This window comes from Carnobacteriaceae bacterium zg-C25 (assembly GCA_017945845.1).
Taxonomy (GTDB): Bacteria; Bacillota; Bacilli; order Lactobacillales; family Aerococcaceae; genus WM01.
Genome location: CP072828.1, coordinates 788,805 through 808,173, shown reverse-complemented (window position 1 = coordinate 808,173; position 19,369 = coordinate 788,805). Strand labels below are relative to the sequence as shown.

Annotated in this window: 20 protein-coding genes; 17 read left to right on the top strand and 3 right to left on the bottom strand. The window is 35.3% G+C overall.

Translation table 11 applies throughout. The features are described 5' to 3' along the window. Window position 1 precedes the first annotated feature (1 nt). The 10 genes from J7S27_03875 (at window position 2) to J7S27_03830 (ending at window position 11,180) form a co-directional block, all read left to right on the top strand. On the top strand, window positions 2-1,678 hold the full coding sequence (locus J7S27_03875) for a formate--tetrahydrofolate ligase (protein ID QTU82459.1): 1,677 nt from the start codon (window positions 2-4) through the stop codon (window positions 1,676-1,678). Next, a complete protein-coding gene (locus J7S27_03870) occupies window positions 1,678-2,226 on the top strand; it encodes a HutD family protein (GenBank protein ID QTU82458.1) in 549 nt (182 codons plus the stop codon). Before J7S27_03875 ends, J7S27_03870 begins: the two co-directional genes overlap by 1 nt. Window positions 2,227-2,245: 19 nt before the next feature. After that, the gene (locus tag J7S27_03865) at window positions 2,246-3,544 is read left to right on the top strand and encodes an amino acid permease (protein ID QTU82457.1); all 1,299 of its coding nucleotides are present in this window, start codon (window positions 2,246-2,248) and stop codon (window positions 3,542-3,544) included. 40 nt (window positions 3,545-3,584) lie between these two features. Then, window positions 3,585-5,123, top strand: coding sequence for a histidine ammonia-lyase (gene hutH / locus J7S27_03860; GenBank protein QTU82456.1), 1,539 nt, complete (start codon window positions 3,585-3,587; stop codon window positions 5,121-5,123). Window positions 5,124-5,439: 316 nt separating this feature from the next. Beyond that, window positions 5,440-6,042, top strand: a complete 603-nt coding sequence (gmk, locus tag J7S27_03855) for a guanylate kinase (protein ID QTU82455.1) — start codon at window positions 5,440-5,442, stop codon at window positions 6,040-6,042. Continuing rightward, a complete protein-coding gene (locus tag J7S27_03850; protein ID QTU83611.1) occupies window positions 6,042-6,254 on the top strand; it encodes a DNA-directed RNA polymerase subunit omega in 213 nt (70 codons plus the stop codon). The genes gmk and J7S27_03850 overlap by 1 nt, the downstream gene beginning before the upstream one ends. Before the next feature lie 69 nt (window positions 6,255-6,323). Beyond that, the gene (gene obgE / locus J7S27_03845) at window positions 6,324-7,631 is read left to right on the top strand and encodes a GTPase ObgE (protein QTU82454.1); all 1,308 of its coding nucleotides are present in this window, start codon (window positions 6,324-6,326) and stop codon (window positions 7,629-7,631) included. Between the two features lie 12 nt (window positions 7,632-7,643). Then, entirely contained in the window at window positions 7,644-9,479 is a 1,836-nt protein-coding gene (locus J7S27_03840; GenBank protein ID QTU82453.1) for an acetyltransferase, read from the top strand. A 14-nt stretch (window positions 9,480-9,493) separates the two neighbouring features. Next, window positions 9,494-10,423, top strand: coding sequence for a ribonuclease Z (gene rnz, locus J7S27_03835; protein QTU82452.1), 930 nt, complete (start codon window positions 9,494-9,496; stop codon window positions 10,421-10,423). After that, window positions 10,416-11,180, top strand: coding sequence for an SDR family oxidoreductase (locus J7S27_03830; protein ID QTU82451.1), 765 nt, complete (start codon window positions 10,416-10,418; stop codon window positions 11,178-11,180). The genes rnz and J7S27_03830 overlap by 8 nt, the downstream gene beginning before the upstream one ends. A gap of 126 nt (window positions 11,181-11,306) precedes the next feature. Here the strand turns inward: J7S27_03830 and J7S27_03825 are convergent, their stop codons facing one another. Beyond that, on the bottom strand, window positions 11,307-11,924 hold the full coding sequence (locus J7S27_03825) for a 1-acyl-sn-glycerol-3-phosphate acyltransferase (GenBank protein QTU82450.1): 618 nt from the start codon (window positions 11,922-11,924) through the stop codon (window positions 11,307-11,309). A gap of 279 nt (window positions 11,925-12,203) precedes the next feature. After that, window positions 12,204-13,244 (bottom strand): IS30 family transposase, encoded by a 1,041-nt coding sequence (locus J7S27_03820; protein QTU82449.1) that lies wholly within the window; start codon window positions 13,242-13,244, stop codon window positions 12,204-12,206. A gap of 256 nt (window positions 13,245-13,500) precedes the next feature. Between J7S27_03820 and rplK the strand changes: the two genes are divergently transcribed. Together rplK and rplA are read left to right on the top strand one after the other, a co-directional pair. Next, window positions 13,501-13,926, top strand: coding sequence for a 50S ribosomal protein L11 (rplK, locus tag J7S27_03815; GenBank protein ID QTU82448.1), 426 nt, complete (start codon window positions 13,501-13,503; stop codon window positions 13,924-13,926). 85 nt (window positions 13,927-14,011) lie between these two features. Further along, complete coding sequence (gene rplA / locus J7S27_03810) at window positions 14,012-14,701, top strand: 50S ribosomal protein L1 (GenBank protein QTU82447.1); 690 nt, start codon at window positions 14,012-14,014, stop codon at window positions 14,699-14,701. 358 nt (window positions 14,702-15,059) lie between these two features. On the opposite strand, the gene J7S27_03805 is transcribed toward rplA, so the two are convergent. Beyond that, window positions 15,060-16,100: an IS30 family transposase gene (locus J7S27_03805; GenBank protein QTU82446.1), complete on the bottom strand. Its 1,041-nt coding sequence runs from the start codon at window positions 16,098-16,100 to the stop codon at window positions 15,060-15,062. 203 nt (window positions 16,101-16,303) lie between these two features. Between J7S27_03805 and rpmG the strand changes: the two genes are divergently transcribed. The 5 genes from rpmG to J7S27_03780 all read left to right on the top strand — a co-directional run bounded on the left by rpmG (window position 16,304) and on the right by J7S27_03780 (window position 19,368). Further along, complete coding sequence (rpmG, locus tag J7S27_03800) at window positions 16,304-16,456, top strand: 50S ribosomal protein L33 (protein QTU82445.1); 153 nt, start codon at window positions 16,304-16,306, stop codon at window positions 16,454-16,456. A gap of 14 nt (window positions 16,457-16,470) precedes the next feature. Further along, window positions 16,471-16,644 (top strand): preprotein translocase subunit SecE, encoded by a 174-nt coding sequence (secE, locus tag J7S27_03795; GenBank protein ID QTU82444.1) that lies wholly within the window; start codon window positions 16,471-16,473, stop codon window positions 16,642-16,644. A gap of 68 nt (window positions 16,645-16,712) precedes the next feature. Continuing rightward, complete coding sequence (locus tag J7S27_03790; protein QTU82443.1) at window positions 16,713-17,447, top strand: ABC transporter ATP-binding protein; 735 nt, start codon at window positions 16,713-16,715, stop codon at window positions 17,445-17,447. Continuing rightward, window positions 17,440-18,567, top strand: coding sequence for an ABC transporter permease (locus J7S27_03785; protein ID QTU82442.1), 1,128 nt, complete (start codon window positions 17,440-17,442; stop codon window positions 18,565-18,567). The genes J7S27_03790 and J7S27_03785 overlap by 8 nt, the downstream gene beginning before the upstream one ends. A 24-nt stretch (window positions 18,568-18,591) precedes the next feature. Continuing rightward, the gene (locus J7S27_03780) at window positions 18,592-19,368 is read left to right on the top strand and encodes a phosphotransferase family protein (GenBank protein ID QTU82441.1); all 777 of its coding nucleotides are present in this window, start codon (window positions 18,592-18,594) and stop codon (window positions 19,366-19,368) included. Window position 19,369: the final 1 nt, after the last annotated feature.

Sequence of the window (19,369 nt, the reverse complement as noted above, 5' to 3'; positions counted from 1 at the left end):
AATGAGTTATTTATCAGATATTGAAATTGCCAATCAGGTTGTTATGGATCCAATTGAAAAGGTAGCAGAATCTATAGGTATTGATTCAGAGCACTTATCATTATATGGAAAATATAAAGCAAAATTAGATGCTAACCAATTGGAAGCATTAGCAGATAAACCAGATGGTAAATTAATTCTTGTTACAGCGATAACACCAACACCTGCTGGGGAAGGAAAAACAACAACTTCTGTTGGTTTGGCAGACGGATTATCACACATTGGTAAAAAAGCAATGATCGCTTTACGCGAACCATCTCTTGGACCTGTATTTGGTGTTAAAGGTGGTGCTGCTGGTGGTGGATACGCCCAAGTTGTTCCAATGGAAGACATTAACTTACACTTTACTGGAGACTTCCATGCGATTGGTGCAGCAAACAATTTATTAGCAGCGTTAATTGATAACCATATTCACCATGGTAATGAATTAGGTATTGATACACGTCGTATTACTTGGAAACGTGTTGTTGACATGAATGACCGTCAATTAAGACATATCGTTAATGGATTGCAAGGTAAAGTGAATGGTGTTCCACGTGAAGATGGATACGACATTACTGTTGCATCAGAAATTATGGCGGTATTATGTTTATCTAATAGTATTGTAGATTTAAAAAATAAATTACGTAAAATTATTGTTGGTTATTCATATGACGGAACACCAGTTACAGCTGGAGATTTAAAAGCAGAAGGTGCTTTAACAGCCCTATTAAAAGATGCTATTCATCCAAATATTGTACAAACATTAGAACACACACCAGCATTAATTCATGGTGGACCATTTGCCAATATTGCACATGGATGTAACAGTGTTCTAGCAACAAAATTAGCGTTGAAATATGCAGACTATGTTGTTACAGAAGGTGGTTTCGGTGCTGACTTAGGTGCTGAAAAATTCATCGACATTAAATGCCGTTTAGGTAATTTAAAACCAAGTGCAGTAGTTCTTGTTGCGACTGTACGTGCATTAAAAATGCATGGTGGTGTAGCGAAAAAAGATTTAGGTGCTGAAAATGTTGAAGCCGTTATTAAAGGTTTACCTAACTTAGAACGTCACTTATCAAATATTCAAGATGTTTATGGTTTACCAGTTGTTGTTGCTATCAACAAATTCCCAACAGACACACAAGCAGAATTAGATGCAGTATATGCAAGTTGTAAAGAACGTAACGTTGAAGTTGTTCTATCAGATGTTTGGGGTGCAGGTGGAAAAGGTGGTGCTGATTTAGCAAGAAAAGTTGTAGAGTTAGCAGAAAAAGACAACAATTTCCAATTTGTTTACGATGAATCTGATAGCATTGTAGAAAAAATTACAAAAGTTGTTCAAAAAGTTTATCGCGGTGAAGGTGTTGTTTTATCACCAAAAGCGAAACGTGAAATTGAACAATTAGAAAAACTAGGATTCGGTACATATCCAATTTGTATGGCAAAAACACAATATTCATTCTCAGATGATGCTACAAAAATTGGAGCGCCAACTGGCTTTAAAATTACAATTAAAGATGTAAAAGTTTCTGCTGGTGCTGGATTTATTGTTGTATTAACAGGTGATATTATGACAATGCCAGGTTTACCAAAATCACCTGCGTCAGAAAGAATTGACGTTGATGAACATGGTAACATTTCAGGATTGTTCTAATGACAATTCATGTTTTAAATAAAGATGAGTTCATTACATCTACATGGTCAGGTGGAAAGACAACGCAAATGTTTCTTTCCCCTGCAAATGTAGGGTATGAAATTGGAAAATTTGACATTCGTATTTCATCAGCAACGATTGAAATAGAAGAATCCAATTTTTCTAAACTACCAGGATATGATCGAATTATTTGTACATTAAATAATGATATATTGATTCAACATAACGATGAAAAGAAAACTTTGTTAAAGCCGTTACAACTACATGCTTTTTCAGGGGACGACATCACAAAAAGTTTTGGACAATGTACTGATTTTAATGTGATTTATAAACGCAATTTTTCAGTGAATTGTAACGTTATCACTACCCAACAAACATTGGATGCACATAAAACCTATTTTTTATATGTGTCTGATGACTGTAAAGTCACTATAAATGATAGCGATTACAACTTTGCGAAAGGCACATGTGTATACATTACACATGAAACAACAAACGGCTATATTAATTTATGGCAACCACATCCGATAATAGTGGTTGAATTTTAAAAGAAAGAAGGGTATTTTTATGAGTCATGAAGTGGATCATGATAAAAACAAGTTCGGCTTTGGTGCCGCGGTCTTGTACGGTATTAATGCGGTTATTGGTTCAGGTATCTTTTTATTACCACAAAAGATTTACGCTGGATTAGGACCATCATCACTTGCTGTTATGTTTGGTACGGCAGTTTTAACAATTATGTTGGCTCTATGTTTTGCCGAAATGGCTGGTTATGTCAACAAAAACGGTGGGGCATATCAATATACTAAACGTGCTTTCGGTGATTTTTATGGATTTAATGTTGGATTTTTAGGATGGCTTGTAACTGTAATTGCATGGTCAGCAATGGCAGCAGGTTTTGCAAAAATCTTCATTGTAACGTTCCCACAATTCCAAGGATGGAATGTACCACTTAGCATTGGTTTAATTGTATTATTATCTTTAATGAACGTTGCAGGTATCAAAACATCAAAAACATTAACAATTACAGCGACTATTGCGAAATTAATTCCAATTATTGGTTTCTCAGTATGTACAGTATTCTTTGTAGGTCAAGGTCTACAAAACTTCACACCATTTGTTCAATTAACACCTGGTAAAGATTTCATGGGTGCTGTGGCAAGTACAGCAATCTACATTTTCTACGGATTTATCGGTTTTGAAACATTACCAATCGTTGCTGGGGAAATGAAAAACGCTGAGAAAAACGTTCCTAGAGCGATCTTAGCATCAATTTCAGTTGTATCTATCTTATACATGTTAATTATTGCCGGAACAATTGCTATGCTTGGTTCTGACATCATGTCATCAAACGGACCTGTTCAAGATGCGTTTGTAAAAATGATTGGACCTGCTGGTGCATGGATTGTATCAATCGGGGCTTTAATTTCAATCACTGGTTTAAGTATGGGTGAATCAATCATGGTACCTCGTTTTGCAGCTGCAATCGCTGAAGATGAGTTGTTACCAAAACAAATGGCAAAACAAAACGATAAAGGTGCGCCAGTAGTTGCCATTGCAATTTCAGGTATTATTGCCGTTGCATTATTATTAACTGGATCTTTTGAATCATTAGCAACATTAAGTGTTGTGTTCCGTTTCTTCCAATACATTCCAACAGCATTGGCTGTATTGAAATTAAGAAAATCTGAACCAGAAACAAAAGTAGCGTTCCGCGTTCCATTTGGTCCAATCATTCCAGTATTAGCAATCATCATCAGTTTATACATGTTAGTTGCTGATAACACAATGAACGTTGTATACGGTATCGTAGGGGCTGCAGTGGCTACAACAGTTTACTTCTTATTACACGGTCGAAAAAAATAAAAAGATTTAGATAATCAATAGAATATAGAGGAGAGTTATTATGAGTACAGTTATTTTAGATGGTAAATCCTTAACTTTAGAGGATGTTGTGCGTGTATCACGTGAATATGCACATTGTGAAATTAGTCCAGATGCAATTGCGGATGTTGAAGCATCTCGTAAAATTGTAGATGACATCGTACGTGACAAGCGCGTTGTATATGGTGTTAACACAGGATTTGGTTCACTATGTAACGTAAGTATTTCTCAAGAAGATACAGTACAATTACAAGAAAACTTAATTCGTACACACTCTACAGGATATGGTGATCCATTCCCTGAAGATGTTGTTCGTGCAATTATGTTAATTCGTATTAACTCCTTACTAAAAGGATATTCAGGAATTCGTTTATTAACTATTCAAACTTTATTAGATATGTTAAATAACCGTGTGACACCACACATTCCTGAAAAAGGATCTCTTGGAGCATCTGGTGACTTAGCACCATTAGCACACATGGTATTACCAATGTTAGGTTTAGGTAAAGCTTACTACAATGGTGAATTATTACCTGGTAAAGAAGCAATGGAAAAAGCTGGTGTACCAGTTATCCAATTAGATGCAAAAGAAGGTTTAGCTTTAATTAACGGTACAACTGTATTAACAGGTGTGGGTGCTTTAGCAACACATGATGCAATTGAGTTATTAAAATTATCTGATATTGCAGGTGCGTTATCATTAGAAGTACATCGTGGAATTTCATCTCCATTTGAAGAAGAATTACACACAATTCGTCCACAAAGTGGTCAATTAGCAACAGCACGTAACATTCGTCGTTTAATTGAAGACAGTCAATTAACTACTGTTGCAACTGCACAACGTGTTCAAGATCCATATACTTTACGTTGTATTCCACAAATTCATGGTGCAAGTAAAGATAGTATCGCATATGTAAAAGAAAAAGTTGAAATTGAAATCAACTCTGTAACAGATAACCCAATCGTAACACCACAAGGACATGTTATTTCTGGTGGTAACTTCCACGGTGAACCAATGGCACAACCATTCGACTTCTTAGGTATTGCTACTTCTGAAATCGGTAATGTGTCTGAACGCCGTGTAGAAAGATTAGTAAACAAACAATTAAGTGGTTTACCATCATTCTTAGTAAAACATCCTGGTTTAAACTCTGGATTTATGATTACACAATATGCATGTGCATCACTTGCATCTGAAAACAAAATTTTATCACATCCTGCAAGTGTGGATTCAATTCCTTCATGTGAAAACCAAGAAGACTTTGTCAGCATGGGTACTACTGCAGCACGTAAAGCTGGAGAAATTGTGAAAAATTCACGTCGTATTGTAGCGACTGAAATTTTAGCAGCATGCCAAGCATTAGACTTGAAAGGTGAAACAACAGGTTTAGGTAAAGGAACACAAGCTGCTTATGATTTAGTAAGAAAATCAATTCAATTTATTGAATTAGATGCAGATGTTGAAATGTATGACGTTTTAAATGACGCAACTAAATTATTAGAAGATGGTTCTTTATTAAAAGCTGTTGAAGCAGTGGTAGATTTAGATATTCAATTTTAATACCAAACTGTCATAGGACAAGTGAATACAATACTTACCAACTTGTTGTATTCTGCAAGAAAAGATAGTGATTTTTCACTATCTTTTTTTGATTGTTCTAAACGTAGATGCTATCACTTTTTGTACAAAAAGGGTGCGACAGAGTAGTTGTAAAAAAAGTAATCATTAATTGAGTTTTGGTCATGCAAATAGGTTTTATTAAGGCATGTTTTCATAGCGAATTTTGTTTAAAAATGGGGTAATATCAATTTGACGAAGTGCTTTGTTTTGTGGTATATTTTAGTGAATAGTAAATAAAGTGAGTGGAGTTTATCAAATGACTAAAAGAGGATTGTTAATCGTCCTATCTGGCCCGTCTGGTGTTGGAAAAGGTACTGTACGGAGTGCGATTTTTCAACAAGAAGATGTTGATTTTGTCTATTCGATTTCTGCAACAACACGCGGTAAACGTCAAGGTGAGCGTGAAGGAATTGATTATTTTTTTAAAACACGTGAGCAATTTGAAGAAATGATTGAAAGTGGTCGTTTATTAGAGTATGCTGAGTATGTAAATAATTATTATGGGACACCGTTAGATTATGTAGAAGATATGTTATCACGCGGGAAAGATGTCTTTTTAGAAATTGAAGTAAAAGGTGCTATTCAAGTACGTGAAAAAATGCCTGAAGGTGTATTTATCTTTTTAACTCCACCTGATTTACAAGAATTAGAAAGTCGATTAGTTGGTCGTGGAACGGATGCGTTAGATGTTATTCAAAAACGTATTGCAACCGCTAAAGAAGAATTAACATTAATGGACTATTATGATTATGCCGTTGTTAATGACAACGTTGAAAGTGCCGTTCAAAAAATTAAAGCTATTATTCAAACAGAACATTTACGTATAAATCGTCAAAGAACTAAGGAGAACAAATTATGATGTTATACCCCTCAATCGATACGTTGTTACAAAAAATCGATTCAAAATATTCACTAGTGATATTATCAAGTAAGCGTGCACATGATTTGCACCATCAAGCAGAGCCAGCCATTGAAACGTTTGAATCGTTCAAAAACGTTGGTAAAGCTTTGGAAGAAATTGCAGCTGGTGAAGTCGTTTTAGACCCATTAACAAGCCCAGAAGAAGTTTAATATGAGTAATGGAGATAACACGCATATATTTTAATAATGCTGTTGTCTTTTTTTGTGGAAAGGAGAAGTATGTCTACGTTTTTAGATATTGCCAAGGTGAAATTAATTGCCGGCAAAGGTGGCGATGGAATGGTTGCATTTCGTCGAGAAAAATATGTGCCAGATGGTGGTCCAGCTGGTGGAGATGGTGGAAACGGCGGAAGTATTATTTTCAAAGTTGATCCAGGTTTACGAACATTGATGGATTTTCGCTATAAAAAGATTTTTAAAGGAAATAACGGTGAAAATGGCATGAGTAAAAGTATGTATGGTAAAGGGGCTAAAGATACGTATGTATCGGTTCCACCAGGAACGATTGTTCGTAATGCCGTAACGAATGAATTGATTGTTGATATGACAGAGTTCCATCAAGAAGCGGTCATCGCAAAAGGTGGTCGTGGTGGTCGTGGTAATAAAAAATTTGCTACACATAAAAACCCTGCACCAGAAGTCGCTGAAAATGGAGAGCCGGGAGAAGAAATAGACGTACAGTTAGAATTGAAAGTGCTTGCGGATGTCGGATTAGTTGGGTTTCCATCTGTAGGGAAATCAACATTATTGTCTGTCGTAAGTAGTGCAAAACCTAAAATTGCAGCGTATCACTTTACAACAATTGTCCCTAATTTAGGGATGGTACAAATACCTCATCAAAGTGAACAATTTGTCATGGCTGATTTACCGGGGATTATTGAAGGGGCATCGAGTGGTGTTGGTCTAGGTCTGCAATTTTTAAAACATATCGAACGTACACGTGTTATTTTACACGTTGTTGATATGGCGGCTACGGATGGACGTGATCCGTTTGATGATTATGAAAAAATCAATCATGAACTTGGTGAGTATGAACTACGCTTATTGGAACGTCCTATGATTATTGTTGCCAATAAAATGGACATGCCTGAAAGTGTAGATAATTTAAAAACGTTTAAAGAAAAGCTATATGCTAAATACGGTGAACAAGCACCACAAATTTTTGAAATTTCTGCTTATCAAAACAATGGTTTAGAAGCATTATTGATTCAAACCGCAGAATTACTTGAAAATACACCAGCGTTCCCATTATTTATTGATGAAACACCACGTGAAACAAATGTAACGTATCGATTAGAAACGACACAAGAATTTGAAATTTCACGTGATGACGATTCAACGTGGGTACTATCAGGTGAAAAATTAGAAAAATTATTTAGTATGACAAACTTTGCACACGATGAAAGTATTATGCGATTTGCCCGTCAATTGCGCTCAATGGGTGTCGATGAAGCGCTTCGTAAGCGGGGAGCTCAAAATGGAGATTTAGTACGTATTCAATCATTTGAATTTGAATTTGTTGATTAGTGGGGGATTTCAATGAAAAAAAGGAGATATATTTTAGGTTTAGATGGCTTACGGGCATTAGCGATATTAGGTGTTGTGTTTTATCATCTTACACCGTCTAATGTGCCGGGTGGTTTTTTAGGTGTTAATTTATTTTTTCTGATTTCCGGATTTTTACTCACGCAAAAAATGAGTGAATTAATGGATACCCCTATTCAATTTCCGCGTTTTTTTGTAAAAACAGTTGTTAAAAGAATTGTGACACTATTCAAACCGTTGTTATATACAATGGTCATTACGCTGTGCGTTGTCTTTTTTGTGCAACCTAAATTATTGCAAAATATCGCGGTGATGTTTAGTGCAACGTTAGCTTTTGTTAACAATATTGTTCAAATCGGATTAGGACTATCTTATTTTGAAAGACATTTTGGGCAGTCGATTTTTACGCATTTTTGGTATGTATCGGCGTTAGTGCAGATGGTCATTATTTGGTCGATTGTTTACTTTATTTTGCGTAAAGTATTTCGTTCAAATATTGTCGTACTTATTGGCTTAACAGTCGGGATAGCGGCGTCGTTTGCACTGTCAGTTTTGCTGTTTAGTATGGATAACATTACGCGTGTGTATTATGGAATGGATACACGTATTTTTGACTTTTTAATCGGGGGATGGGTCGCACTTCTTTATGACGATTTGAAACAATTAATCGCAAAATCGAAAAAGGCTAATTTTCAAAGAGTATTTGGTGGGTTAGTTGCGTTAATTATAATGTTACTACTAGCGTTTTTTGCTAAAGATGACCACCCAATGACGTACTATTTCTTTTTCGTTTTATTTGATGTTGTTGCTGGATATTTATTGGTTGTTGGATTGAATGCACCATCAGTTATTTTACCTGTACTAGAAAGCGCGCCGTTTCGATATGTTGGCAAACGGTCATTTGAGTGGTATTTATGGTATTTTCCTGTTTTGACCATCATGCAATCTTTTTTAGATTTATCGAATGGGTTAAATGTTGCGCTAATTTTTATGACTTTAATTGTGGTGTCAGAGCTGTTTTATCAGTTGTTCCAAAAACGCGAAATTTATAAAGCTGGCAAAATTATCCCGTTTTATCGTTCCGTAATGGCGTCTATTCAGCAAAAGAAAGTGCTGTTTTCAATTGTTGCGTTAATCAAATATGGTCTGTTTCCATTGTTTACGCTCTTCGTTTTAGCGACTGCACCTGTAGGACAAAATGCATCTGTTACAAAACTACAAGAACAATTAGAAGCGAACGAAAAATTACAGGCACAACAAGGTAATCAGACCAATCAGGCACCAACTCAAAGCACTCAATCAAATGGGGCAGGATCTTCTGAAAAGCCAACGACAACACCGACAAAATTTGATGAAAACGCAAAAGTAACACGTCAAATCACGTTTATCGGAGATTCGGTGACATTGTCAACTTATCCAGTGTTAAAAGAGCATTTTCCAAATTCTCAAATTGACGGAAAAGTATCTCGTCAATTTTATCACGGACTAGATGTTGCAAAATCGTTAGAAAACAGTGGCTTGTTATACGATGAAGTGGTTATCTTTTTAGGTGCCAATTCGCCGTTTACCAAATCTAGTGCGATAGCGTTTCTAGATCATTTAAAAAATAAAAAAGCCGTTTATTTCGTAACGATTCACGGTAACAAATCGTGGCAAAATGAAATGAACGAAATGATGAGTGAACTTACAAAAACATATAGTAATTTAAAAATTATTGATTGGGCAAAACATTCCAACGCCCATTCAGAATGGTTTTTAGAAGATGATGTGCATCCGAATACAGAAGGTATGGATGCGCTGGTAGAATTTTTCTATCAACAATTAAAATAATATGGAGGCGAGAGATGTTTTTACAATTTTTAGGTACGGGGGCTGGTATACCATCGAAAAACCGAAACGTAGCGTCAATCGCCTTAAAGTTATTGGATGAACGTAACGAAGTTTGGTTGTTTGATTGTGGCGAAGCGACACAGCACCAAATTTTAGAAACGACCATTCGACCACGCAAAATTACGAAAATTTTTATTACGCATATGCACGGTGATCATATTTTTGGATTGCCCGGTTTATTGAGTTCGCGTGCATTTCAAAATGGAGAAGAAGAACTCACGATATACGGACCTAAAGGTATTAAAGAATATGTCATGAGTGCGTTACGTCTGTCGCATAGTCATGTGAAATATCCGCTCTCATTTATAGAGTTGAATGATAGTGGTGTGGCGTTTGAAGATAAGACGTTTAAAGTGATTTATCGCACGTTAAAGCATGGAGTGCCATCGTATGCCTATCGTGTCATTGAAAAAGATTTACCGGGAGAATTGCAAGTTGACCGGTTAAAAGAATACGGGATACCTAGTGGACCAATTTATGGGCAAATCAAACGTGGAGAAACGGTCACGTTATCCGACGGTCGTGTTCTTGATGGCAAAGCATTTATTGGACCAAATAAAAAAGGACGTCAAATTACAATTTTTGGAGATACGCGCTATCGTGAGGAACATGTCGAATTTGCAAAAGATAGTGATGTTATTGTTCATGAGGCAACTTATGGAAAAGGCGAAGAGAAAATGGCGAATAGTTATTTTCATGCAACGTGTACACAGGCCGCGCAATTAGCACACTTAGCCAATGCTAAACAATTGTATTTAACGCACATTAGTTCGCGTTACATGACAGATGCTATAAAGCAACTTCAAAAAGATGCTAAAAGCGTATTTCGACAAACGAAAGTCGTTTATGATTTATTTGAAGTGGAGGTACCATACGATGAGTAGAGTATTAATCACAGGAGCTAGTGGTGGATTAGGTGAAGCGCTAGTTAAAACGTTTGCCACAAAAGAAAATGAGTTATTATTAGTCGCTCGAAATGAACAAAAGTTAGAAAAATTAGTGAAAATGTATCAGCATACATGTCAAAAAATAGCGTACTGTGTGGCTGATTTATCCGATGAAGCAAGCTATGAAAAAGTAGTCGCATTTGTCGAAAATGATGTTGACATTATGATTCACAATGCCGGATATGGTAACTTTAAGTACGCTGAAGAATTTAGTGCAGAAGATATTGAACACATTTTTAAAGTGAATGTGAATGCGCCGTTACAATTGACGACAAAGTTATTACCGCAGTTTTATAAACGTAAAAGTGGGCATATTATTTTTGTTGCTTCTCAAGCAAGTAAATTAGTGACGCCTAAATCGAGTTTGTATTCGTCGACAAAATTTGCTTTAAGAGGCTATGCAAACGGATTACGAATTGAAGCTAAAAAACAGGGGGTACACGTGATGTGTGTCAATCCCGGACCAATCGATACAGGCTTTTTTGATATTGCTGATCAAACAGGTGAGTATGGTGAAAGCGTAGCGAAAATGATGTTGACTGCTGACGATGTTGCACATGCTATTTTAAAAGGTGTGCAAAGAAAAAAACGTGAAATAAATTTACCGACTTGGATGGAAATTGGAGCACGATTTGCAGCGTTATGCCCGACGTTAGCTGACGTTATGATTGCTAAGTTTGGCGATAAAAAATAAGTGGTACAAGTGTAGGGGTGATGGCATAAGTTATCACCTCTAATTTTAGTTTGTTACACATTAAAAGGTATGCGAAAAAAGACACCATCATCATAAATGTGGTGTCTTTTTGACGATATAGCGTTGTTATTTTTGTTTTTTAGGTTGCGGTACCCAAGTGAAATTTGGATCGATTTCTTTGTCTAATTGATCAAATGCTTTTTTTATAGTTTCAGCAAATAACGCTTGATCCTCTTTAGATGTAATATAGATTGGATCGCCAAAGCGAACAATTGTTTTTTGACGTTTCAATAAATTTTTAAATGAAAAAGGACCGTGATAAACGGCTGGAACGATAGGTACTTTTGCCATTCGAGCAATCATTGCCGCACCGTTTTTAGATTCGTCACTATGACGTGAACCACTTGGGAACATGATTAAACTTAAATCATCATTTTTTAAATGGTTGACAGGAATTTTGATCACACTTGGACCCGGGTTTTCTCTATCGACTGGAAAGGCGTTCATCTTTGTAATGAGCCAGCGCAAAAGTGGATTTTTAAATAGTTCTTTTTTCGCCATAAAGCAAAACTTTTTAGGAAATGCACCAAGTGCTAAAAAAACAGGGTCTAACCATGTACGGTGTGGAGAGATTAGTATATAGTTTTGATTTGTTGGTAATTTTTCTTTTTGCTGTATATCGGTTTTACCATTTAAAAGCAATAGTAAACCTTTTACGAGATAACACATAAAATTGTAAAACATAGTAACTCCTTTTACGTTTAATATGTAAAGCACTACAAAGTATGACAAATTTATAGTAATAAATCAAGTGATTTTTATAGTAGCGTTAAAATTTGCTGTTTTCATATAAATGAGTCAATTTTTTTGAAAAAGTTTGGCAATTGTAAAGTAAAGTGCAAAAAAAACAGATAATGACTTTCTCTTTTGCGGGGTTGATAACCAAACAATAAAAACAAAGGTTTTCTAGTCAAGGCGAAAAACGAAGTGTGCCTTGACGGGAAACCAGTTTTTATTAAACTATTAATCTACCCGCAATAAAAATAACTCCGCAGGTGTACGATAACCTAATTTACGTCGTATTTTCTGATTTAAGCAGGATTCTATTTTACGAATAGTTGACTTTTTAACGGTGTTGATAGATTTACCCTTAGGTAAAAACTCCCGTATCTGTCCGTTATGGTTTTCGTTAGTACCACGCTCATAAGATGAATAAGGGTGTGCATAGTAAATGTTTAAATATTTCGATTCTAATTCAGATAACGAGGCGAATTCTGAACCATTATCAGATGTAATACTCTTGAAGGTTGATTTCCTATATTGTTTAAAAATATTCTTTAATGTCCGTAAGACACATAGTGCTGTTTTATCATTTATTTTACGTATAATTGTATAACGTGTTTGTCGTTCTACTAACGTTAATAATAGTGCTTCATTTTTCGTCTTCTTAAATAAGACTAAATCAATTTCCCAATGTCCAAATTCTGTACGATTATTCGCTACGTCTGGTCGATTTTCGATAGATGTTCCCATATTTTTCTTGTATGTTTTGGTGTTATCTTTTTTTGGTCGTTTTCTAATGCTTACCATTTTGGGTAAATCAATTGGTTTGATAGGGATAATACCTTGATGGACAAACGTATAAACCGTTTTCGTACAAGGGACCTTCTCATTAGGGTGATTTTGCCGATACCAATGTACAAAGGTATCAATACTATGGGTTCTATATTTTTCAGTAACTACCTGTTGTAAGTCTTTGAAAAATTGCTGACTAAATTTTTCAGTTAAATTATTATGATATTTATTTTGTTGCTTAGCTTTATAGATGTAATGGCTTGTTTCAGCGTAATATTTTAATTCGTCACGTTGGATACCATTTCGATTAACGATTTGATTAACACTTCCACGTTTAATTTCTCTATAAATTGTAGATATATTTCGTCCGAGTTGTTCAGCAATATATCGTATTGGTTTCTTTTCGTTTAATAAAGTTTCAATTTTTGTGCGTTCAATCAAAGATAGCTGTTTATATTGTTTTTTTGTGTTATAATTTGTTTTAGACATGATAATTACCTTTCTAATTTTGTAGTGGATTTTAGTCAGTTAATTATCTGTCTTTTTTTGTTTTTATAACACTATTTTGCTTTTGCACTTTATTTTACAACTCGGCTTTTGAAAAAGTTAAGTAAAAAACAGATAAAAGACTTGATATATAAATGTTTTTTTAGTATTATTATCAAGTACGTTTATGTACAAAGCGTGGGAGGGGAAATCTCAACTCCATTAAACCACATCACGAAGAAATAAGGAGGAATATCTCGTGGCTAAAAAAATCGTAAAAGTAATTAAATTACAAATTCCTGCCGGTAAAGCAACACCAGCTCCACCAGTAGGTTCAACTTTAGGTCAAGCGCAAGTTAACATCATGGGATTCTGTAAAGAGTTCAACGCGCGTACAGCAGACCAAGCAGGTTTAATTATTCCTGTTGTAATTAGTGTTTATGAAGACCGTTCATTCGACTTCGTTACAAAAACACCACCAGCTGCAGTATTATTGAAAAAAGCAGCTAAAGTTGAAAAAGGTTCAGGAGAACCTAACAAGAAAAAAGTTGCAACAGTAACTCGTCAACAAGTACAAGAAATTGCTGAATTAAAAGCACCAGATTTAAATGCAGCTAGCGTAGAAGCTGCGATGCGTATGGTTGAAGGTACTGCTCGTTCAATGGGCTTTAACATCCAAGACTAATACAATGACACAGCTTCTCATTTTGGATTAACAACGTTAATCTGTGGGAGGTAAAACCGCTAAAACCACATAGGAGGAATTTAAAATGGCAAAGAAAAGTAAAAAATTCTTAGCAGCTGCAGCGAAAATTGACAAAACAAAAGCTTATTCAGCTTCTGAAGCAGTTGCATTAGTAAAAGAAACAGACTTCGCGAAATTTGACGCGACAGTTGAAGTAGCATATAACTTAGGTATCGACACAAGAAAAGCAGACCAACAATTACGTGGAGCAATTGTATTGCCACACGGAACTGGTAAAGTATCACGTGTTTTAGTTTTCGCGCGTGGCGAGAAAGCTAAAGAAGCAGAAGCAGCAGGTGCTGATTTTGTTGGTGATGTTGATTTAATCGACAAAGTTGCTGGCGGTTGGTTTGATTTTGACGTTATCGTTGCAACACCAGATATGATGGGTCAAGTTGGACGTTTAGGTCGTGTATTAGGACCTAAAGGTTTAATGCCAAACCCTAAAACAGGTACAGTTACAATGGATGTGACTAAAGCTGTTGAAGAAATCAAAGCTGGTAAAGTAACTTACCGTGCTGACAAAGCAGGTAACTTACACGTTACAGTAGGTAAAGTATCATTCGATGCTGATAAATTATTAGAAAACTTAAAAGCAATTCACGAAACAGTTGTTCGTATCAAACCAGCAACTGCAAAAGGTACTTACATTAAAAACGTATCTTTAACATCAACATTAGCACCAGGTGTTCGTGTTGATAGCAACTCTTTATAAGATGCTTAAACTTATAATATGTTTAAAACTCTAGATGAATGTCTAGAGTTTTTTATCTTTATGAAACTGTTCAAGTCTATCTCAAATGTTGTTGATGTGGCGTATGTGTTATGAAAAGTTTCCTTTATGCATTGGTATTTAATCAGACTGATTTTAAAAGGGTGTTTCTCTTTTTGTATTTTTTATCACATCTATTGTGATGCTACATTTTGTTGGCAATTGTAAAGTAAAGTGCAAAAAAAACAGATAATGACTTTCTCTTTTGCGGGGTTGATAACCAAACAATAAAAACAAAGGTTTTCTAGTCAAGGCGAAAAACGAAGTGTGCCTTGACGGGAAACCAGTTTTTATTAAACTATTAATCTACCCGCAATAAAAATAACTCCGCAGGTGTACGATAACCTAATTTACGTCGTATTTTCTGATTTAAGCAGGATTCTATTTTACGAATAGTTGACTTTTTAACGGTGTTGATAGATTTACCCTTAGGTAAAAACTCCCGTATCTGTCCGTTATGGTTTTCGTTAGTACCACGCTCATAAGATGAATAAGGGTGTGCATAGTAAATGTTTAAATATTTCGATTCTAATTCAGATAACGAGGCGAATTCTGAACCATTATCAGATGTAATACTCTTGAAGGTTGATTTCCTATATTGTTTAAAAATATTCTTTAATGTCCGTAAGACACATAGTGCTGTTTTATCATTTATTTTACGTATAATTGTATAACGTGTTTGTCGTTCTACTAACGTTAATAATAGTGCTTCATTTTTCGTCTTCTTAAATAAGACTAAATCAATTTCCCAATGTCCAAATTCTGTACGATTATTCGCTACGTCTGGTCGATTTTCGATAGATGTTCCCATATTTTTCTTGTATGTTTTGGTGTTATCTTTTTTTGGTCGTTTTCTAATGCTTACCATTTTGGGTAAATCAATTGGTTTGATAGGGATAATACCTTGATGGACAAACGTATAAACCGTTTTCGTACAAGGGACCTTCTCATTAGGGTGATTTTGCCGATACCAATGTACAAAGGTATCAATACTATGGGTTCTATATTTTTCAGTAACTACCTGTTGTAAGTCTTTGAAAAATTGCTGACTAAATTTTTCAGTTAAATTATTATGATATTTATTTTGTTGCTTAGCTTTATAGATGTAATGGCTTGTTTCAGCGTAATATTTTAATTCGTCACGTTGGATACCATTTCGATTAACGATTTGATTAACACTTCCACGTTTAATTTCTCTATAAATTGTAGATATATTTCGTCCGAGTTGTTCAGCAATATATCGTATTGGTTTCTTTTCGTTTAATAAAGTTTCAATTTTTGTGCGTTCAATCAAAGATAGCTGTTTATATTGTTTTTTTGTGTTATAATTTGTTTTAGACATGATAATTACCTTTCTAATTTTGTAGTGGATTTTAGTCAGTTAATTATCTGTCTTTTTTTGTTTTTATAACACTATTTTGCTTTTGCACTTTATTTTACAACTCGGCTGCTACATTTTGTAGAGTAGATTTGTGTAGTTTTAATTGACTTTTATCGCTAACATGGTATGATAAATGAGATGTTAGGGAAAGGTATGATTGCAAAATGGCACAACGTAAAACAGGTCTTGCTTGCACAACATGTGGGCAACGTAACTATACGGTTACTCCGACTGAAAAAGGAAGAACAGAGCGATTAGAAATTAAAAAGTTTTGCCGTTATTGTGCAAAACATACAGTACATAAAGAAACAAAATAGTGAGGGGTAATTCGATGAAATTTATCAAAAATGTGATTGCAGAAATGAAAGCAGTGACGTGGCCTAAATTTTCTGGGTTAGTACGTACGACAGGACTAGTTGTGTTAAGTATTGCATTACTTGCCATTTTCTTTGGAACAATCGATACGGGTATAGGTGCACTGATTCGTTCGCTTTTATCACTATAATATAGGCAATTTAGTCCAGTAATGTCATACATTGCTGGATTTTTTAACATTTATGTGAAGGAGAGTTTATGTTACAGGTAAAAGAATTAACGGGTGGGTATACACGTATACCTGCTATTTCGAATATTTCATTTTCAATGTTACCCGGTCAATTTTATGCCGTTGTCGGTTTAAATGGAGCGGGAAAAAGTACGTTACTGCATCATTTGACAGCTACCATGTCAGCATTTAGCGGTGAGGTGGAACTTGATGGTGTGACGCCAACAACACCACAGGCATATAAACAAAAAATAGCGTATGTGCCGGAAACGCCAATTTTATATGATGAATTAACGTTAAAAGAACATGTTGAATTGGTAGCTCGTGTGTATCAAGTGCCTTTTGATGAAACGTTGGAAAAAGCAATGCACTACGCGCGATTATTTCGATTGGATAATCGATTAGAATGGTTTCCAAGTGCCTTTTCTAAAGGTATGAAACAGAAAGTCATGCTGATTTTAGCGTTAATGCTTGACGTTCCTTTATACATTATTGATGAACCGTTTATGGGGTTAGATCCAATAGCGATTAAAGATTTGTTGAACATTTTTCAAGACAAATTAAACGATAATGCAATGATTATCGTGTCCACACACATTTTGTCGCAAATTCACCGTGATATTGATAAAGTTTTATTTATGCATAAAGGTCAGCTTATCGAAGAAAAGACGGTATCAACGTTGTTGGAGGACTATCAATGTACGACGGTTGATGATCTATTCATTGCCATGGTTTCTAAACAGCAAGGAGCAGAAAATGGATAAATTATATAAACAACGCCTACAAGCTGCCTTACTGCAAAAATACCGTTATTTACGCTATATTCTTAATGATCACGTCCTTGTTATCGTCTTTTTTTTATTTGTTACATTGGCGTACGCCTATCACGATTTTTTACAGCAATCGTTTATGTTGCCACAGTGGGTTTTAACTGTGTTCGTGAGCGGGTTCATCACGTTACTCATTTATCCAATACGTGTAGCAACACTATTAAAAAAACAAGATTTACATTATTTGAATCATTCCGCATTGTTGACGAAACGTTATTTTTATTCAGCGCAATTATATAGTGTGCTATTTGTGTTATTTGCATTTGTATCGGGTACCATCATTTTGCTACCGTTGTTGCATAAAGTGAAGATGGCCGTAACACTTGAGTGGTGGTTGAATGGAGTGCTATATAGTTTTATTCATGTCATGTCTCAATTGACACCACTAAAAAAACAACTGTCCGTTGTACTGTTTATCGTTATGGTGTCTTATTTTTATATCGGTGTTTTTAGTTGTGTCATACTGTGTAGTTTATTTGTTTTTGTCTATACAAAACAATCTCCACTACAATCTATTGCGCAGTTAATCGAAGCTGAAAGTTATCGTCTCATGCGTCAAAACATGTGGTTGCATTTCTTTGGAGATGCACCAATACACCACAACACGAAAAAACAGTCGTATTTTGATAACGTGGTATCACGTGTCAATGTGTCGGTATTGCTAAAATACGCGCTCAGACAAAAGGAAATTCGAGAAAATGTTGTTGGGCAAATGATTGTGGCATCACTCGTTATTTTTGCCTCTAAAAATGTATGGGTCATTAGTGTTGTTGTCGGTTTATTGTTATTTTTAAGCGGTGTACAGTTGTATCACACGTTAATTTATCAGTGTTCACGTTTTTATAAATGGATGCCACACAATGTGAGTGATTGGAAAAAGGAAATGAAACAAGTTGTTTTTTTCATCTTTTTACTGCAAAGTGGTATGATTGTCGTGTTAAGTAGTATTAGTATTGGCGTAATATCGGTAATGCGTGTTGTATTGAGTATTTTTATCGTACGATTTCTGGTGTTACCGTTGTATATTTTTAGTAAAATTGATAAAATGATGTAGATTATAAATGTTAGGAATAGAACAATGAGTTATTCGTTTGATTTAGAATGGGAAATGGCACCACTTGGTGGTGGAACAGGACAGTCATATAAAGGCGTTAAAGGTGAGCAAACTATATTTTTAAAACGGAATACGACACCATTTTTGGCGGCGGTTTCCGTAGAAGGTATTGCGCCAAAATTGTTGTGGACAAGACGTACCGCTAACGGCGAAGGGATTACAGCGCAAGAATGGATTGAAGGCGATACGTTGCAACCCGTTCAGATGGTGGAACATGACGTACTTGCGATGGTGAAAGCGATACACGAGTCAGCAACGTTAAAAGGTATGCTTGAGAAAATTCAAGGGAGTTCGGCGACACCAACACAATTATTGGCTGAATATCAAGAGTCATTACAAGTTGATCTAAGACAAAATTCATTTTTGAATCGTGTTGTAGATTATTTATACCATACAGCAAATCAGCTTGAAAAAGTGGACAGCGTGGTTTGTCATGGCGATTTAAGTCATGCTAACTTTTTACTTGAAAAAACAGGTCGTTTATATTTGGTGGACTGGGAAAATGTAAAATTGTGTGATCCATTGTTAGATGTTGCGAGTATTTTATGCCGTTATATCAATTATTCGGATTGGGAAAAATGGCTTGAAGTTTATGGCGTTACGCTAACACCGTCAGTTCAATTACGCTTGCAGTGGTTTTGTATATTGACGTATTTAATGGATATTAAAAAAAGCCATTTTTATGGTAGAAATCATCAAGTCAATTATGCCATTATGATGATCAAAAAAATAATGCAATAAT

Bases quoted from the DNA above. Each gene is read 5' to 3' on its own strand.
- obgE (QTU82454.1), top strand. From the start codon at position 6,324: ATGTCTACGTTTTTAGATATTGCCAAGGTGAAATTAATTGCCGGCAAA.
- gmk (QTU82455.1), top strand. From the start codon at position 5,440: ATGACTAAAAGAGGATTGTTAATCGTCCTATCTGGCCCGTCTGGTGTT.
- J7S27_03820 (QTU82449.1), bottom strand. From the start codon at position 13,244: ATGTCTAAAACAAATTATAACACAAAAAAACAATATAAACAGCTATCT.
- J7S27_03785 (QTU82442.1), top strand. From the start codon at position 17,440: ATGGATAAATTATATAAACAACGCCTACAAGCTGCCTTACTGCAAAAA.
- J7S27_03850 (QTU83611.1), top strand. From the start codon at position 6,042: ATGTTATACCCCTCAATCGATACGTTGTTACAAAAAATCGATTCAAAA.
- J7S27_03865 (QTU82457.1), top strand. From the start codon at position 2,246: ATGAGTCATGAAGTGGATCATGATAAAAACAAGTTCGGCTTTGGTGCC.
- secE (QTU82444.1), top strand. From the start codon at position 16,471: ATGAAATTTATCAAAAATGTGATTGCAGAAATGAAAGCAGTGACGTGG.
- J7S27_03830 (QTU82451.1), top strand. From the start codon at position 10,416: ATGAGTAGAGTATTAATCACAGGAGCTAGTGGTGGATTAGGTGAAGCG.
- J7S27_03825 (QTU82450.1), bottom strand. From the start codon at position 11,924: ATGTTTTACAATTTTATGTGTTATCTCGTAAAAGGTTTACTATTGCTT.
- J7S27_03780 (QTU82441.1), top strand. From the start codon at position 18,592: ATGAGTTATTCGTTTGATTTAGAATGGGAAATGGCACCACTTGGTGGT.
- J7S27_03870 (QTU82458.1), top strand. From the start codon at position 1,678: ATGACAATTCATGTTTTAAATAAAGATGAGTTCATTACATCTACATGG.
- J7S27_03875 (QTU82459.1), top strand. From the start codon at position 2: ATGAGTTATTTATCAGATATTGAAATTGCCAATCAGGTTGTTATGGAT.
- rpmG (QTU82445.1), top strand. From the start codon at position 16,304: ATGGCACAACGTAAAACAGGTCTTGCTTGCACAACATGTGGGCAACGT.
- J7S27_03805 (QTU82446.1), bottom strand. From the start codon at position 16,100: ATGTCTAAAACAAATTATAACACAAAAAAACAATATAAACAGCTATCT.
- J7S27_03790 (QTU82443.1), top strand. From the start codon at position 16,713: ATGTTACAGGTAAAAGAATTAACGGGTGGGTATACACGTATACCTGCT.
- hutH (QTU82456.1), top strand. From the start codon at position 3,585: ATGAGTACAGTTATTTTAGATGGTAAATCCTTAACTTTAGAGGATGTT.
- rplA (QTU82447.1), top strand. From the start codon at position 14,012: ATGGCAAAGAAAAGTAAAAAATTCTTAGCAGCTGCAGCGAAAATTGAC.
- J7S27_03840 (QTU82453.1), top strand. From the start codon at position 7,644: ATGAAAAAAAGGAGATATATTTTAGGTTTAGATGGCTTACGGGCATTA.
- rnz (QTU82452.1), top strand. From the start codon at position 9,494: ATGTTTTTACAATTTTTAGGTACGGGGGCTGGTATACCATCGAAAAAC.